At 70.9% G+C, this 14,128-nt stretch carries 13 protein-coding genes; 10 read left to right on the top strand and 3 right to left on the bottom strand.

Annotated elements, in window-relative coordinates:
* Positions 1–15 precede the first annotated feature (15 nt).
* Complete coding sequence (locus ADK54_RS22915) at positions 16–705, bottom strand: sensor domain-containing protein (RefSeq protein WP_053727560.1); 690 nt, start codon at positions 703–705, stop codon at positions 16–18.
* 226 nt (positions 706–931) lie between these two features.
* Between ADK54_RS22915 and ADK54_RS22910 the strand changes: the two genes are divergently transcribed.
* The 6 genes from ADK54_RS22910 (at position 932) to ADK54_RS22885 (ending at position 7,399) form a co-directional block, all read left to right on the top strand.
* The gene (locus tag ADK54_RS22910) at positions 932–2,104 is read left to right on the top strand and encodes an NAD(P)/FAD-dependent oxidoreductase (protein WP_053727559.1); all 1,173 of its coding nucleotides are present in this window, start codon (positions 932–934) and stop codon (positions 2,102–2,104) included.
* 46 nt (positions 2,105–2,150) lie between these two features.
* Positions 2,151–4,619, top strand: a complete 2,469-nt coding sequence (gene nirB / locus ADK54_RS22905; protein ID WP_053727592.1) for a nitrite reductase large subunit NirB — start codon at positions 2,151–2,153, stop codon at positions 4,617–4,619.
* Positions 4,616–4,948, top strand: a complete 333-nt coding sequence (gene nirD / locus ADK54_RS45040; protein ID WP_053727558.1) for a nitrite reductase small subunit NirD — start codon at positions 4,616–4,618, stop codon at positions 4,946–4,948. Before nirB ends, nirD begins: the two co-directional genes overlap by 4 nt.
* A 15-nt stretch (positions 4,949–4,963) precedes the next feature.
* Positions 4,964–5,548: a TetR/AcrR family transcriptional regulator gene (locus ADK54_RS45035; RefSeq protein ID WP_053727557.1), complete on the top strand. Its 585-nt coding sequence runs from the start codon at positions 4,964–4,966 to the stop codon at positions 5,546–5,548.
* Positions 5,549–5,620: 72 nt separating this feature from the next.
* Complete coding sequence (locus ADK54_RS22890; protein ID WP_053727556.1) at positions 5,621–6,385, top strand: SDR family NAD(P)-dependent oxidoreductase; 765 nt, start codon at positions 5,621–5,623, stop codon at positions 6,383–6,385.
* Between the two features lie 60 nt (positions 6,386–6,445).
* Positions 6,446–7,399 (top strand): oxidoreductase, encoded by a 954-nt coding sequence (locus tag ADK54_RS22885; RefSeq protein ID WP_053727555.1) that lies wholly within the window; start codon positions 6,446–6,448, stop codon positions 7,397–7,399.
* Here ADK54_RS22885 and ADK54_RS22880 read toward each other — a convergent pair.
* Positions 7,389–7,793: a VOC family protein gene (locus ADK54_RS22880; protein ID WP_053727554.1), complete on the bottom strand. Its 405-nt coding sequence runs from the start codon at positions 7,791–7,793 to the stop codon at positions 7,389–7,391. The two genes, ADK54_RS22885 and ADK54_RS22880, sit on opposite strands and share 11 nt — an antisense overlap.
* 235 nt (positions 7,794–8,028) lie before the next feature.
* On the opposite strand from ADK54_RS22880, the gene ADK54_RS22875 reads away from it, so the two are divergent.
* The 4 genes from ADK54_RS22875 to ADK54_RS22860 all read left to right on the top strand — a co-directional run bounded on the left by ADK54_RS22875 (position 8,029) and on the right by ADK54_RS22860 (position 13,054).
* Positions 8,029–9,894, top strand: coding sequence for an APC family permease (locus ADK54_RS22875; RefSeq protein ID WP_053727553.1), 1,866 nt, complete (start codon positions 8,029–8,031; stop codon positions 9,892–9,894).
* A gap of 114 nt (positions 9,895–10,008) precedes the next feature.
* Complete coding sequence (locus tag ADK54_RS22870; protein ID WP_199827019.1) at positions 10,009–11,262, top strand: ABC transporter substrate-binding protein; 1,254 nt, start codon at positions 10,009–10,011, stop codon at positions 11,260–11,262.
* Positions 11,263–11,267: 5 nt separating this feature from the next.
* Positions 11,268–12,176 (top strand): carbohydrate ABC transporter permease, encoded by a 909-nt coding sequence (locus ADK54_RS22865; protein ID WP_053727552.1) that lies wholly within the window; start codon positions 11,268–11,270, stop codon positions 12,174–12,176.
* On the top strand, positions 12,176–13,054 hold the full coding sequence (locus tag ADK54_RS22860; protein WP_053727551.1) for a carbohydrate ABC transporter permease: 879 nt from the start codon (positions 12,176–12,178) through the stop codon (positions 13,052–13,054). The genes ADK54_RS22865 and ADK54_RS22860 overlap by 1 nt, the downstream gene beginning before the upstream one ends.
* On the opposite strand, the gene ADK54_RS22855 is transcribed toward ADK54_RS22860, so the two are convergent.
* Positions 13,012–14,043, bottom strand: a complete 1,032-nt coding sequence (locus ADK54_RS22855; protein WP_078966555.1) for an ArsR/SmtB family transcription factor — start codon at positions 14,041–14,043, stop codon at positions 13,012–13,014. The two genes, ADK54_RS22860 and ADK54_RS22855, sit on opposite strands and share 43 nt — an antisense overlap.
* Positions 14,044–14,128 lie beyond the last annotated feature (85 nt).

Here is a 14,128-nt window from a genome sequence, read left to right as displayed (position 1 = left end):
CCCTAGAGCCGCCGATCAGAGCTGGTGGATCACTGGTATGGACAGGATGGCGCAGATCGCAGCGACGGCGAGGGCGATCCCGGTGGTCCTGAGCAGCCCGGTGCGGTCGGCGCCGAGGAAGCCCTTGACCAGGCGGGCCTGGAGTGCGGTGAAGCCCTTCATCACCCAGGGTGTGATGAGCAGGAAGGGCAATCCGCCGCCTATGCCGTGCACCGCCCACGCGCCGGCCATGGTGGGGCCGCCCCACGCGTCGCTCGGGTCGCCCCCGGGCCGCAGCGGGTAGGCCAGGTTCATGACGACGACCGTCCAGAAGTAGCCCGACACGGTGAGCGCTATCAGGTTGAGCGGCAGGCTGATCACGGCGTGGGCCAGGGCGAGCGGGCCCGTGCGCCCGGGGTCGGGCACCTCCACGCCCAGGAGCCTGCGGGCGAGCCCGCGCTGGATCCGGCCCGCCGGGCCGCCCACCAGGGCTGTCGGGACGCACAGGATGCCGACGGGCAGGGCCAGCAGGAGATAGGCGAGCCGCAGCCACGTCCCGGCCCGGAACGGCTCCCGCAGGATGCCCTTCCAGCCGAGGCGGGGAGCCGCACGGTGCGTGGCGTGCTGGTCGGTGACGGCCGGGCCCGCGACGGGGCGGGGCGGTGTGGGTGCCTGTGCAGGTGTGCGTACAGGTGCGGGTGCGGAATGCCGCTGCGCGAGGTCCATGCGTCAAGGCTCCCGCCCCCGGTCCCCCGATTCGATCGTGCCAGCACGGAACTTCATGGTTCGGTTTACCCCACCCCCTGCCCCTGCCCCTGCCCGACGGGCTGGAGCATCGGCTCCCCTCGCTCCGCTCCCCTCACATCCCACCCCCCGCTCCGCTGAGCTCAAGGTTCCGCCGTGGAAATCGGCGGGATGCGGACGGGTAACAGCCGCCGCGCACGCTGGGCACATGAGTACGGACATCGTGGTGATCGGCGGCGGCACAGCGGGTGCCCGCCTGGCCCGGCATGTCCCGGTGACCGTCATCGGCGAGGAGACCCACGCACCGTACAACCGGGTGCTCCTCGCGGAGGTGGTCGCCGGGCGGTACGGGCCCGAGGTGATATCGCTGCCCCCCGTACCGGTGCGGCGCGGCGTGCGGGCGGTGCGGATCGACCGCGCGGCCCGCGTGGTGCACTGCGACGACGCCGGGGCCGTCCCGTACGGGCGCCTCGTGCTCGCGACCGGGTCGAACCCGGTGCTGCCGCCGCTCAGGGGCCTGCGCGAGGGCCGACTCCCCGACGGCGTCCACCCCTTCCGCACCCTCGACGACGCGCTCGCCCTGCGCGAGAGGGCCCGCGAGGGGACCCGGGCGGTGGTCATCGGGGGCGGGCTGCTCGGTGTGATGGCCGCGCGGGCGCTCGCCGAGTGCGGCGCCCAGGTCGTCCTCGCCCAGCAGGGCGAGCGCGTGATGGAGCGTCAGCTGGACGTCGCTGCCTCGGCGTTGGTCCGCACCCATCTCGAACACCTCGGTGTGGAAGTGCACACCGAGTGCCGGGTGCGCGGTCTCACCGGTCCTGCCGGCACCGACGTCGAGCTCGCCGACGGATTCGTCCTCGGCGCCGAACTCGTCGTTCTCGCCACCGGGGTCCGCCCCCGGACCGGCCTCGCGCTAGCCGCCGGGCTCGACGTGCGCCAGGGCGTGGTCGTCGACGACGAGCTGCGCACCTCGGACCCGTACATCCATGCCGTCGGCGACTGCGCCGAGCATCGCGGCACGGTGTACGGGCTCGCGGGACCGGCGCTCGAACAGGCCGACGCGCTGGGCGCGTTGCTGGCCACCGGGCGCGGCTCCTACTCCGGGACGCGCGGTCTGACCCGGCTCACGCTCGGTGGTCCGCGCCCTCTGGACCTCGCCGCGTTCGGCGAGCCCACGCCCCGCCCCGGCGACGACGTGGCTCACCTCGCGGACGCGACCCGGGGTGCCTACCGCAAGGTCGTCGTGCGCGGCGACCGCCTGGTCGGGGGCGTGCTCCTCGGCGATCTCGGGGCGGTCGGGGCGCTCGCCCGGACCTGGGAGGGCGACGAGCCCGTACCGGACGCGCCCCTGCTCCACCTGCTCACCCACGACGGAGGTTCCTGACGTGTCCACCGAACACCTTTCCACGATCGTGGTCGTCGGCCACGGCATGGTCGGCCAGCGCTTCCTGGAGGCGCTCGCCGAGCGCGGGACGACCGGGCGGACCCGGGTGGTCGTGCTGTGCGAGGAGCCCCGCCCCGCCTACGACCGCGTCCACCTCACCTCGTACTTCGAGGGAAGGACACCTGACGAACTCAGCCTCGTGCCCGACGACTTCATGCGGCAGCACGGGATAGAGCTGTACGTGGACGATCCCGCCGAGTCGGTCGACCGGGCCGCGCGCACGGTCACCGCGCGCTCGGGGCGGACCTTCGCGTACGACACGCTCGTCCTGGCCACCGGCTCGTACCCGTTCGTGCCGCCGGTCCCCGGCAAGGACACCCCCGGCTGCTTCGTCTACCGGACGATCGAGGACCTGCTCGCCATCGAGGAGTACGCGAAGACCGCGACGACCGGCGCGGTGGTGGGCGGCGGGCTGCTCGGCCTGGAGGCGGCCGGTGCGCTGCGCGGGCTCGGACTGACCACGCACATCGTGGAGTTCGCGCCCCGGCTGATGCCGGTGCAGGTCGACGAGGGCGGTGGCGCCGCACTCCTTCGCACCATCGAGAACATGGGCCTCACCGTGCACACGGGTGTCGGCACGCGGGAGATCACGGCCGGCGACGAGGGCCACGTCAATGGAATGACACTTTCTGACAGCTCTCATCTGTCGACCGACCTGGTGGTCTTCTCCGCCGGTGTCCGCCCCCGTGACCAGCTGGCCCGCGACTGCGGCCTCGCGGTGGGCGAGCGCGGCGGCATCGTCGTCGACGAGCAGTGCCGCACCAGCGACCCCTCGGTGTTCGCGATCGGCGAGTGCGCGCTCGCCTCGGACGGCCGCGTGTACGGCCTGGTCGCGCCCGGATACGACATGGCCCAGACGGCGGCCGACGCGATCGCCGCCGCCTCCGGACGCACCTTCACCGGGGCCGACTTGTCGACGAAGCTGAAGCTGCTCGGCGTCGACGTGGCGTCGTTCGGCGACGCGCACGGCACGGCCGACGGCTGCCTCGACGTCGTCTACTCGGACTCGCGTTCCGGGATCTACAAGAAGCTGGTCGTGTCGCCCGAGGGCGTGCTGCTCGGCGGAGTCCTGGTCGGCGACGCCGACGCGTACGGCATGCTGCGGCCGCTCACCGGGCACGTGCCGCCGGTCTCCCCCGAGCAGCTGGTCCTGCCGGCCGGGCTCGGCGCGCCGGCCGCGCTGGGCCCGGAGGCGCTGCCGGACGACGCGGTCATCTGCTCCTGCCACAACGTGACCAAGGGCGCGATCGCCGCGTGCTCCTCGCTGCCCGAGGTCAAGAAGTGCACCAAGGCCGGTACGGGCTGCGGCAGTTGCGTCAAGACCATCGGCATGCTGCTCCCGAAGTCCGGCGACGGCGGCCTGTGCGGCTGCTTCGCACAGACCCGCCAGGAGCTGTACGAGATCGCGCTGGCGCTGCGCATCGGCTCGTTCACCGAGCTCCTCGACGGGCACGGGCGCGCGCGGGCGCGAGGCGGCGAGGGCTGCGAGATCTGCAAGCCGGCGATCGCCTCGATCCTGGCCGGGCTCGGAAACGGACACATCCTGGACGGCGAGCAGGCCGCGCTTCAGGACACCAACGATCATTTCCTGGCCAACTTGCAGCGCAACGGCTCGTATTCGATCGTGCCGCGCATCCCGGGCGGCGAGATCACCCCGGACAAGCTCATCGTGATCGGCGAGGTGGCACGGGACTTCGGGCTCTACACGAAGATCACCGGCGGTCAGCGCATCGACCTGTTCGGCGCGCGCGTCGATCAACTCCCTTCCATCTGGACCCGGTTGGTGGACGCGGGCTTCGAGTCGGGGCACGCGTACGGGAAGTCGCTGCGCACGGTCAAGTCCTGCGTGGGGCAGACCTGGTGCCGCTACGGGGTGCAGGACTCGGTGCGGATGGCGATCGACCTGGAGCTGCGCTACCGGGGCCTGCGCTCGCCGCACAAGCTGAAGTCGGCGGTGTCCGGCTGCGCCCGCGAGTGCGCCGAGGCCCAGTCGAAGGACTTCGGCGTGATCGCCACGGCCAACGGCTGGAACCTGTACGTCGGCGGCAACGGCGGCGCCAGCCCCCGCCACGCCGATCTGCTGGCGCAGGATCTGACAGATGACGAACTTGTCCGTCTGATCGACAGATTCCTGATGTTCTACATCCGCACCGCCGACCGCCTGGAGCGCACCTCGGTCTGGCTGGAGCGGATCGAGGGCGGCCTGAGCCACGTCAAGGACGTAGTGGTGACCGACTCGCTCGGCATCTGCGCCGAGCTGGAGGCCCTGATGGCGGCGCACGTGGCCGGCTACCGCGACGAGTGGGCCGAGACCCTCGACGACCCCGAGCGGCTCGCCCGTTTCGTGTCCTTCGTGAACGCGCCCGGCGCACCCGACCCGTCGGTCAGGTTCGTCCCAGAGCGCGACCAGATCAAGCCCGAGCTGCCCCTCCTCACCCTGGGAGCGACCCGATGACGATGGTCCAACTCAAGCTGGACGACGGCTGGTTCGAGGTCTGCGAGGCCGCCCGCCTGACCCCCGGGCGCGGGGTGGCGGCCCTGCTGCCCGACGGCCGCCAGGCCGCCGTCTTCAGCGACCGCCGCGGCCGTACGTACGCCATCGACAACCGTGACCCGTTCACCGGCGCCTACGTCCTCTCCCGCGGACTGCTCGGCTCCACTCCGGAGGGCCGTCCCTATGTCGCGTCCCCGCTCCTGAAACACCGCTTCGACCTGGAGACCGGGACCTGCCTGGACGACGAAGCGCAGGCCGTCCAGGCTTACTTGACCGATCGTTCCAATTAGTTCTACTGTCGCCATGTGGCCAGGACCAAGGAATTCGACCCTGACGCCGCGCTCCAGTCAGCCCTTGAGCTGTTCTGGCGGCGCGGCTACGAGGCGACGTCGATGGCGGACCTCGTCGAGCACCTCGGCATCGGCCGCGCCAGCATCTACGCGACGTTCGGCAACAAGCACGAGCTGTACCTCAAGGCCCTTGACCGGTACGCGGAGCACCGCGACCCCGAACTGCTCGCCGAGCTGTCCGGCCCCGGGCCCGCACTGCCCGCCGTACGCAGTGTGGTGCGGCGCTTCGCCGCCGAGTCGACGGCCCATACATCCCGCCTGACCGGCTGTTTCGTCACCAACACCGCCGCGGAACTCGCCCCGCACGACAGCGCCGCGGCCCGCCGGGTCGAGCTCAGCTGGGAGCACATCGAGACCCTGCTGCGCTCCGCGCTCGTACGGGCCCAGGCGCAGGGCGAACTGCCCGCGGACCGCGATCCGCGCGGGCTCGCCCGGATGCTGCTCGTCTTCCTCCAGGGAGTACGGATCGTCGGCAAGGCGTCCGGCGAGCCGGGGCGGGTGCGGGATGCGGCCGAACAGATTCTGACGGTGCTCGACTGACCGGTGCGCGATTGCCCACTGCCCCCGGCCTTAGCCACCCACACCCCGATAACAGAACGATTGGTCAAGAATATGTCTGCTCGTTTCGCGCACAAGACCGTTCTCGTCACCGGCGCCGGTTCCGGGCTCGGCCGGGCCGTCGCGCTCGCCTTCGCCGCCGAGGGGGCCCGGGTCGCCGTCGCCGGGCGTACGGCCGCGACCCTCGACGAGACGGTGGCTCTGATCGCACAGGCGGGCGGCACGGCGGCCGCGTTCACCGCCGACGTGTCCGAATCCGCGGCCGTGCGCGGCCTGGTGGCCGACGTGGTCGAACGGTTCGGTTCCCTCGACGTGGCGGTCAACAACGCCGGGGTCTTCCGCGGCGGCGCCCCCGTCGTCGAGCTGTCGGAGAGTGACTGGCAGACGCTGATATCTGTCAACGTCACCGGCGTTCTCTACGCGCTCCAAGCCGAGATCGCCCACATGCGCACCCAGGAGTCGGGCGGCGCCATCGTCAACATCGCCTCCAACCTGGGCGCCCACAGCCGCCGTCCCGGCCTCGCCGCGTACGCCACGTCCAAGGCCGCCGTCAGCGCGCTGACCAGGGGCGCCGCCCTCGACCACATTCAGGACGGGGTGCGGATCAACGTGGTGAGCCCGGGTCCGATCGACACCACCATGTCGCTGCGGCCGGGCGAGAGCGAGGCCGAGCGGGCGATCCGCATGAAGGAGGTCCAGCCGCTCGGCCGGGTCTCGACGACGGCCGAGGCCGCGGCGGCCGTGCTGTACCTGGCCTCCGACGACGCCGCCTCGGTCGTCGGCGCGGACCTCGTCATCGACGGCGGCGCCTCCGCCTGACCCGTACGCCACCACGGCCCCACCCCGCTCACCAGGCATACCCACCGGTACGGTGGGCGCATGGCTCAGGGCTGGAGTGTTCAGGACATCCCCGATCAGAGCGGCCGCACGGCCGTCGTCACCGGGGCGAACAGCGGCATCGGTCTGGTCACGGCGCGGGAGCTGGCCCGCCGTGGCGCACGGGTGGTGCTCGCCTGCCGCAGCGAGCCGCGCGGCCGGGAGGCCGAGGAGCGCATCAGGGCCGAAGTCCCGGGCGCGGAGGCCGAGTTCAGGCGGCTCGACCTGGCCGACCTCGCCTCGGTGCGGGAGTTCGCCGCGACGTTCCCGTACGGACAGCTCGATCTGCTCGTCAACAACGCGGGCGTGATGGCGCTTCCCTACGGGAGGACGGCCGACGGGTTCGAGACGCAGTTCGGCGTCAACCACCTGGGGCACTTCGCGCTCACCGGACTGCTGCTGCCCCGGCTGCGGGCGGCCGCGGCGGCGCGTGTGGTGAGCGTGTCCAGTGGGATGCACGCGCTGGCCAATATCGACCTCGGCGATCTCAACAGCGAGCACCACTACCGGCGTTGGATCGCCTACGGGCGGTCCAAGTCGGCGAACCTGCTCTTCATCCATGAGCTCGCGCGACGCCTGCGGACTGCGGGCTCGGACATCGTCGCGGCGGCCGCGCACCCCGGCTACGCCGCGACCGGCCTCCAGACGCGGGGCGTACGGATGGAGGGCCGCAAGGTCGCCGAGCGGATCGTCGAGCTGGGCAACCGCGTCATGGCCCAGCCCGCCGAGGCCGGCGCGCTGCCCACGCTGTACGCGGCGACCGCGCCCGGGGTGCGGCCCGACTCGTTCACGGGCCCGTCCCTGATGATGTGGCGCGGCGCGCCCGCCAAGTCCTGGCGGGCCAAGTGGACGCTGGACGACATCGCCGGTGAACGTCTCTGGGCGGCTTCCGAGCAGCTCACCGGCGTGACGTACGAAAAGCTGACGCCCCTTCGGCCGGGCCGGCTCAGGCGTTGATCGCGGCCGGGTCCATGTACATGACCTCCCAGTGGTGCCCGTCCGGGTCCAGGAAGGAGCGGCCGTACATGGGCCCCTGCTCCATGGTCTCCTGGGCGGGCGAGCCGCCGGAGGCCAGCGCGGTGTCGACCAGGCGGTCGACCTCCTCGCGGCTGTCGGCGCTCAGGCAGACGATCGACTCGACGGTCGTCGCGGTGTCGGCGATCTGGCGCTTCGTGAAGCCCTTGAAGAACGGCTCGGTGAGCAGCATCGCGTAGATCGTGTCGCTGATGACCAGACAGCCCGCGTTCTCGTCGGTGAACTGGGGATTGAACGAGTAGCCCAGCTTGCCGAAGAAGTCCTTCGAGCGGTCCAGGTCCTTCACCGGCAGATTGACGAAGATCATGGTGGGCATGTCGTGCTCCCTCGTGGGTGGTGGCGTTGCTTACGAGGGGTAGACGGCGGCCCGCGCGAAAACTCATCGCCGTGCCGCGTTTGTTTTTCGGGCGGCGGCAGAGCGCCCTCTCCTCTGTGGGGCTCCCCGTCTGGAAAGGCCCTCGCGTCAAGACCGCGTATGGATGCGGCCGCCCTCCGACAAGGGGGCGCCAAGGGGGCGTGGCAACGGGCGGGGCGGGTCGCACGCTGGGCGAATGCTCACCACGTCGAAGGCCGTCGTCAGCGACGCGGCCCCCGAAGAACCTCCCGGAGCGGTCGACCGGCACCGGCTCACCGCCACGCAGGGGCTGGCCGCTCTCTCCCTGGACGCGATGGCCTCCGTGGCGTACGGACCGGAGGCCATCGTCCTGGTCCTCGCCGGGGCCGGTGCGTACGGGCTCGGCTTCACGCTTCCCGTGACGCTGGCCATCGCCGGGCTGCTCGCGGTGCTCGTCGCCTCCTACCGGCAGGTCATCGCGGCCTTCCCGAACGGCGGCGGCTCCTACGCGGTGGCCCGCCGCCACCTGGGCGCCCGCACCGGCCTGGTGGCCGCCGCCTCGCTGATCCTCGACTACGTCCTGAACGTGGCCGTGTCCGTCACGGCGGGCGTGGCCGCGCTGACCTCGGCCTTCCCCGGTCTCTACGGTGACCGGCTCGTCATCTGCCTCGGCGTGCTCGTCCTGGTCACCGCCATCAACCTGCGCGGCATCGTCGACTCGGCGAAGGCGTTCATCGTCCCGACCGCGGTGTTCATCACCTCCATCCTCGCGATCGTCGTCGTCGGCCTCTTCCGCTCCGCGCCCGCGTCCACGTACACCGCCGACGGGCACGCCTCCGTCCTGGCGGGCAACGCGACCAGCGTCGGCGCCCTGCTGCTGCTCAAGGCCTTCGCGTCCGGGTGTTCCGCGCTGACCGGCGTCGAGGCCGTCGCGAACGCCGTGCCGTCCTTCCGTGCCCCGGCCGCCAAGCGCGCCCAGCGCACCGAGGTGGCGCTCGGCGCGCTGCTCGGGGTCATGCTGATCGGCCTCTCGGTGCTCATCGGCCGCTTCCACCTCCAGCCGGTCGAGGGCGTCACCGTCCTCGCCCAGCTCGCGGACGCGTCCCTCGGCCACAACTGGGCTTTCTACGTCGTGCAGTTCGCCACCGTCATCCTTCTGGCGCTCGCCGCGAACACGTCCTTCGGAGGGCTGCCCGTCCTCATGTCGCTGCTGGCCCGCGACAACTACCTGCCGCACGTCTTCGGCCTCAAGGCCGACCGTCAGGTGCACCGGCACGGCGTGCTCGCCCTTGCCGCCGTGTCCGCGGCGCTCCTGGTCTTCTCGGGCGGCGACACCAATACTCTGGTCCCGCTCTTCGCGATCGGTGTCTTCGTCGGCTTCACCATCTGCCAGACCGGCATGGTGATCCACTGGCGCCTGGAACGTTCCCCCGGCTGGCGGTGGAAGGCCGTCCTCAACGGCTTCGGCGCGGTCCTGACCGGCATCTCGGCGGTCGTGGTGACCGCCACCAAGTTCACCGAGGGCGCCTGGCTGATCGTCATCGCGCTGCCGCTCCTGGTGCTCGCCTTCGAGGCCGTCCACCGGGCGTACGGACGCATCGCGGACCGCCTGGGCCTCGGCCGGGTGCCCGAACCGCCGCGCCGCGACCGGTCGTTGGTGATCGTGCCGGTTTCCCACTTGTCCCGGCTGACCTGCGAGGCCCTGAACGCCGCCGTGTCCCTGGGCGACGAGGTGCGGGCCGTGACGGTGAGCCACCCCGACGAGGACGACCGGCGCGACATGGAGGCGCTGCGCCGCGACTGGGAGCTGTGGAACCCGGGCGTGGAGCTGGTCGAGCTGACCTCCCAGCACCGCAGCCTGGGCCGGCCGGTCGCCGACTACGTGAGCCGCGTCCACACCTACCACCCGCACACCCGGGTCACGGTGCTGATACCGGAGGTGGAGCCCGCGCACATCTGGCAGCGGATGCTGCAGAACCAGCGCGGCGCCGTCCTCGCCCACGCCGTGCGCAAGGACACCGACGCGGTGATCTGCCGGCTGCGCTTCCGGCTCGGCCCGAGCGCGGCCCGCGTCGAGGCCTGACCGGGCGGGCACATTCGTCCGGGCCGACACATCGCCGCAATATCGCTGTCGTAATCCCCCTGCATGGTTGATCGTTGAGGCGTACAGCGGGATGACGAACAGGGGGCGTACGCCATGACGATCAGCCGCCGGACACTGCTCGGTACCGGGGCCGCACTCGGTCTGCTCACCGCTTGCGGCTCCAACACCGGCCGGGACAAAGGGAGTTCACCGGACGGGAAGGTCACGCTCGACCACTGGTACCACCAGTACGGCGAGGCCGGCACCGAGGCCGCCGTGCGCCGTTACGCGGCCGCGTACGACAAGGCGAAGGTCGCCGTGCAGTGGCGGCCCGGCAATTACGACCAGCAGACCGCGGCCGCGCTGCTCACGGCGTCGGGCCCGGACGTCTTCGAGGTCAACGGGCCGACCCTGGACCAGATCCGGGGCGGCCAGGTCGCCGATCTCAGCGCGCTGCTCGACGGGGTGAAGGACGACTTCAATCCGGCGGTGCTCGCACCCAAGACGTACGACGGGAAGGTCTGGGGCATCCCGCAGGTCGTCGACACGCAGTTCCTCTACTACCGCAAGAGCCTCCTCAAGGATGCGGGCGTCCAGCCGCCGGCCACCCTGGACGAACTCGTGGACGCGGCCAAGGCGTTGACGCGCAACAAGGTCAAGGGGCTCTTCCTCGGCAACGACGGCGGAGCGGGCGTCCTCGGCGGTACGCCGCTGTACGCGGCCGGGCTGAGCCTGGTCACCGCCGACGGCAGGGCGGGCTTCGACGACCCGGCCGCCGCCCGCACGCTCGGCAAGCTGCGTCAGCTGTACGCCGACGAGTCGCTGTTGCTCGGGGCGCCCTCCGACTGGTCGGACCCCTCCGCGTTCCTCCAGGGCCTGACCGCGATGCAGTGGTCGGGGCTGTGGGCGCTGCCCGCCGTGCAGAAGGCGCTGGGCGACGACTTCGGGGTGCTGCCCTTCCCCAAGGACGGCCCGAACGGGAAGCCCTCGGTGCCGGTCGGGGCGTACGCCGCCGCGGTGTCCACCCGCTCGGAGCGCCAGGCCGAGGCGAAGGCCTACGTGAAGTGGCTGTGGGTGGAACGCACCGATTTCCAGGAGGACTTCGCGCTGTCCTACGGCTTCCACATCCCGGCCCGGCTCTCGCTCGCGAAGAAGGCGGCCAAGCTGCGGCAGGGCGCGGCGGCCGACGCGGTGACGTACGCGACGGAGCACGGCTACGCCCAGCCCCTGCTGTGGACGCCGACGCTGCAGACGGCGTACCAGGACGCGCTGAACCGGATCATCAAGGACGGGGCCAGCCCTGACAGCGAGTTGAAATCTGTCATCCGGAAGACCAATGACGAACTTCAGCGGGTGAAGAAGAGCTGACAGCCATGCGACGGCGCTTTTCGGACAACACCCTCTGGTTCTGGATCTTCGTCGGCCCGTTCGCGGCGGGGCTCGCGCTCTTCACGTACGTCCCACTGCTGTGGAGCGTCTACCTGAGCTTCTTCGACGCCCACAACACGGTCTCGCCGACCGACTTCGTGGGGTTCGACAACTACACGGCGATGCTGCGCGACGGCGCGTTCACGTCCAGCCTGGGGACGTTCGCGGTGTTCTCGCTGTTCATCGTCCCGGCGACGTACGCGCTCGCGCTCGGCCTCGCGCTGATGGTGAACCGGATCCGCCGCTTCCAGGCGTTCTTCCGCTCGGTGTTCTTCCTGCCGGCGGCCTGCTCGTACGTGGTCGCCGCGCTGATCTGGAAGATGTCGATCTTCAACGGGGTGCGGTTCGGCCTCGCCAACACCGTGCTCGGCTGGTTCGGCGCCGACCAGACGGCCTGGCTCTCGACAACGCATCCGCCCTGGTACTGGCTGGTCATCGTGACGGTGCGGCTCTGGCTGCAGGCCGGGTTCTACATGATCCTCTTCCTGGCCGGGCTCCAGCGGATCAGCCCGCGGCTGTACGAGGCGGCCGCGGTCGACGGCGCCCGGCCCGGCTGGCAGGTGTTCCGGCACATCACCTTCCCCCAGCTGCGCACCACGTCGATCGCGGTGGTGCTGCTCCTGGTGATCAACGCGTTCCAGGCGTTCGACGAGTTCTACAACCTGCTGTCCGACGCCCGCGGTTACCCGCCCTACGCCCGCCCGCCGCTGGTCTACCTCTACTACACCGCCCTCGGCCAGGGGCAGAACCTGGGGGCGGGCAGCGCGGGCGCGGTGATCCTCGCGCTGATCATCGCGGTGGTGACGGTGTTCCAGGCCCGCTGGTTCGGCCTGGGCAGGAAGGAGGCCGACTGATGACCGCGCCCCGCCGACCCGGCGCCCGAAGGAACAACCGCCCCGACGAGGCGCTCGTACGGGTCGGCCGCGCCCTGCGCTGGGCGATCCTGGCCGCGCTCGCGCTGCTCTTCCTGGTCCCCTTCTACCTGCTGGTACGCAACGGCCTGGCCGCCGAGCAGGACATCACCTCGCCCGACTGGACGTTCTTCCCGTCCACCCTGCACTGGTCGAACGTGCGCGAACTCTTCGACGACCCCGCGGTCCCGATGGCCCGCTCGCTGCTCAACTCGGCGCTGATCGCCGTCGCGACGACGCTGGGCACCCTGCTGTTCGCCTCGCTCGCGGGGTACGGCCTCGCGCGCATCCCGTACCGGTTCGCCAACCAGGTCTTCTACGCGGTGCTCGGCACGCTGATGGTTCCCGCGGCGGTCACGTTCGTACCAAGTTTCGTTCTTGTTTCGTCCCTCGGCTGGGTGTCGAGCTTGCGCGGCCTGATCATCCCCACCCTGTTCTCCGGGTTCGCGTGCTTCGTCTTTCGCCAGTTCTTCACGGGATTTCCACGTGAGTTGGAGGATGCGGCCCGCGTCGACGGACTTGGATATTGGCGTACGTACTGGAGGATCGTCGTGCCCAATGCGCGCCCGGTCTTCGCGGCCGTCGGCACCATTGTGTTCATCGGCGCCTGGAATTCCTTTCTGTGGCCGCTGGTCATCGGCCAGGACCAAGACGCCTGGACGGTGCAGGTGGCGCTCTCCACCTTCACCACCGCCCAGGTGGTCAACCTGCACGAGCTGTTCGTCGCGGCGGCCGTCTCGATCGTCCCGCTGGTCCTGGTCTTCCTGCTGCTCCAGCGCTACATCGTGGCCGGCGTGGAGCGCTCGGGGATCGACGACTGACGCGGCCTCGGCACGCGCGGGGTCCCGCCGCAGAGCAGCGCGGAGCCGAGCGGGGTCAGCGTATGCAATACGGAGTTGCCGTGCCGCAGCGTGACCAGGAGCCCGGCGTCGCGCAGGACGCCCGCGTGCTGGCTGGCGGAGGCGAGCGAGACGCCTGCCCTGCGGGCGAGTTCGCTGGTGGTGCAGCCGTTGCCGATGGCCTGGAGCACGCTGGAGCGGGTGTGGCCGACGAGCCGGCCGAGCGAGGTGCCGCGCTCGGGGCCCGGCGGGGATTCGTACGGCGCCTGGGTGTGCGTCACGGGGTAGACGAGCACGGGCGGCAGCTTCGGGTCCTGGAGGGCGACCGGGGTTCGGCGGCAGAAGAAGGAGGGCTGCAGGAGCAACCCCCGCCCGCCCAGATGGAGTTCGCGGTCGACCGGGTAGTCGGCCTCCAGGACGGGTGCGCGCCAGCGCAGCATCGGCGGCAGCGAGGCGAGGAGTTCGTCGGCGCCGCCGTCCAGGAGCGCCCGGCCGCGGGCCGCCCGGTCGGCGTCGACCCGGGTCTGTATGTGCGACCAGTACGGGGAGACGGCCGCCTGGTGGTAGGCGGCCAACGCATCCGCGAGGCGGCCGAGTTGGGTGGTGCAGCCGTCCGCGAGCGAGGCCGCCCAGCCGGTCGTCGGGCGGCCCGCGGGGAGCCGGGAGAGTTCGGCGTGCAGCCGCTCGGGCCGTGTCTCGCGAATTCGCTCCAGTCCGGTCTCCAGGGAATGCGGGCCCTTGGGCGGCGTGAGAAAGTCGGGGAAATATCCCCGACACGGAACGACTGCGGAGAGCAATCGTGTTTCTCCGCTCAACCGGCCGCGAGTTTCCTGTCGCCATTCACCGAATACGGAGGCGCCCCGCCGGTCCCTTAAGCGGTGAAAGCTGAGAATCGTTTCCCACAGCGTGTCAGGACCCGGCGCCATACGGAGCCGAGCCAGATCCTCGCCGGTGAAATGAATGCGCAGCACCGAAACCCCACCTGTCCACTGTGTTGCAACCTGTTGCCTTGTGTTGCATCCGCAATTGATCCCCCGACCGACTCGACTGAGTATG

It is taken from the genome of Streptomyces sp. WM6378 (assembly GCF_001279695.1).
GTDB lineage: Bacteria > Actinomycetota > Actinomycetes > Streptomycetales > Streptomycetaceae > Streptomyces.
The sequence above is the reverse complement of the archived record's forward strand: the minus strand, read 5'-3'. Positions and strand labels throughout refer to the sequence as shown.

What these genes read in the sequence shown, in the direction of transcription:
- ADK54_RS22860 (WP_053727551.1), top strand. Translation starts at nt 12,176, where the DNA reads ATGACCGCGCCCCGCCGACCCGGCGCCCGAAGGAACAACCGCCCCGAC.
- ADK54_RS22890 (WP_053727556.1), top strand. Translation starts at nt 5,621, where the DNA reads ATGTCTGCTCGTTTCGCGCACAAGACCGTTCTCGTCACCGGCGCCGGT.
- nirD (WP_053727558.1), top strand. Translation starts at nt 4,616, where the DNA reads ATGACGATGGTCCAACTCAAGCTGGACGACGGCTGGTTCGAGGTCTGC.
- ADK54_RS22865 (WP_053727552.1), top strand. Translation starts at nt 11,268, where the DNA reads ATGCGACGGCGCTTTTCGGACAACACCCTCTGGTTCTGGATCTTCGTC.
- nirB (WP_053727592.1), top strand. Translation starts at nt 2,151, where the DNA reads ATGGTCGGCCAGCGCTTCCTGGAGGCGCTCGCCGAGCGCGGGACGACC.
- ADK54_RS22885 (WP_053727555.1), top strand. Translation starts at nt 6,446, where the DNA reads ATGGCTCAGGGCTGGAGTGTTCAGGACATCCCCGATCAGAGCGGCCGC.
- ADK54_RS22915 (WP_053727560.1), bottom strand. Translation starts at nt 705, where the DNA reads ATGGACCTCGCGCAGCGGCATTCCGCACCCGCACCTGTACGCACACCT.
- ADK54_RS22910 (WP_053727559.1), top strand. Translation starts at nt 932, where the DNA reads ATGAGTACGGACATCGTGGTGATCGGCGGCGGCACAGCGGGTGCCCGC.
- ADK54_RS22880 (WP_053727554.1), bottom strand. Translation starts at nt 7,793, where the DNA reads ATGCCCACCATGATCTTCGTCAATCTGCCGGTGAAGGACCTGGACCGC.
- ADK54_RS22875 (WP_053727553.1), top strand. Translation starts at nt 8,029, where the DNA reads ATGCTCACCACGTCGAAGGCCGTCGTCAGCGACGCGGCCCCCGAAGAA.
- ADK54_RS22870 (WP_199827019.1), top strand. Translation starts at nt 10,009, where the DNA reads ATGACGATCAGCCGCCGGACACTGCTCGGTACCGGGGCCGCACTCGGT.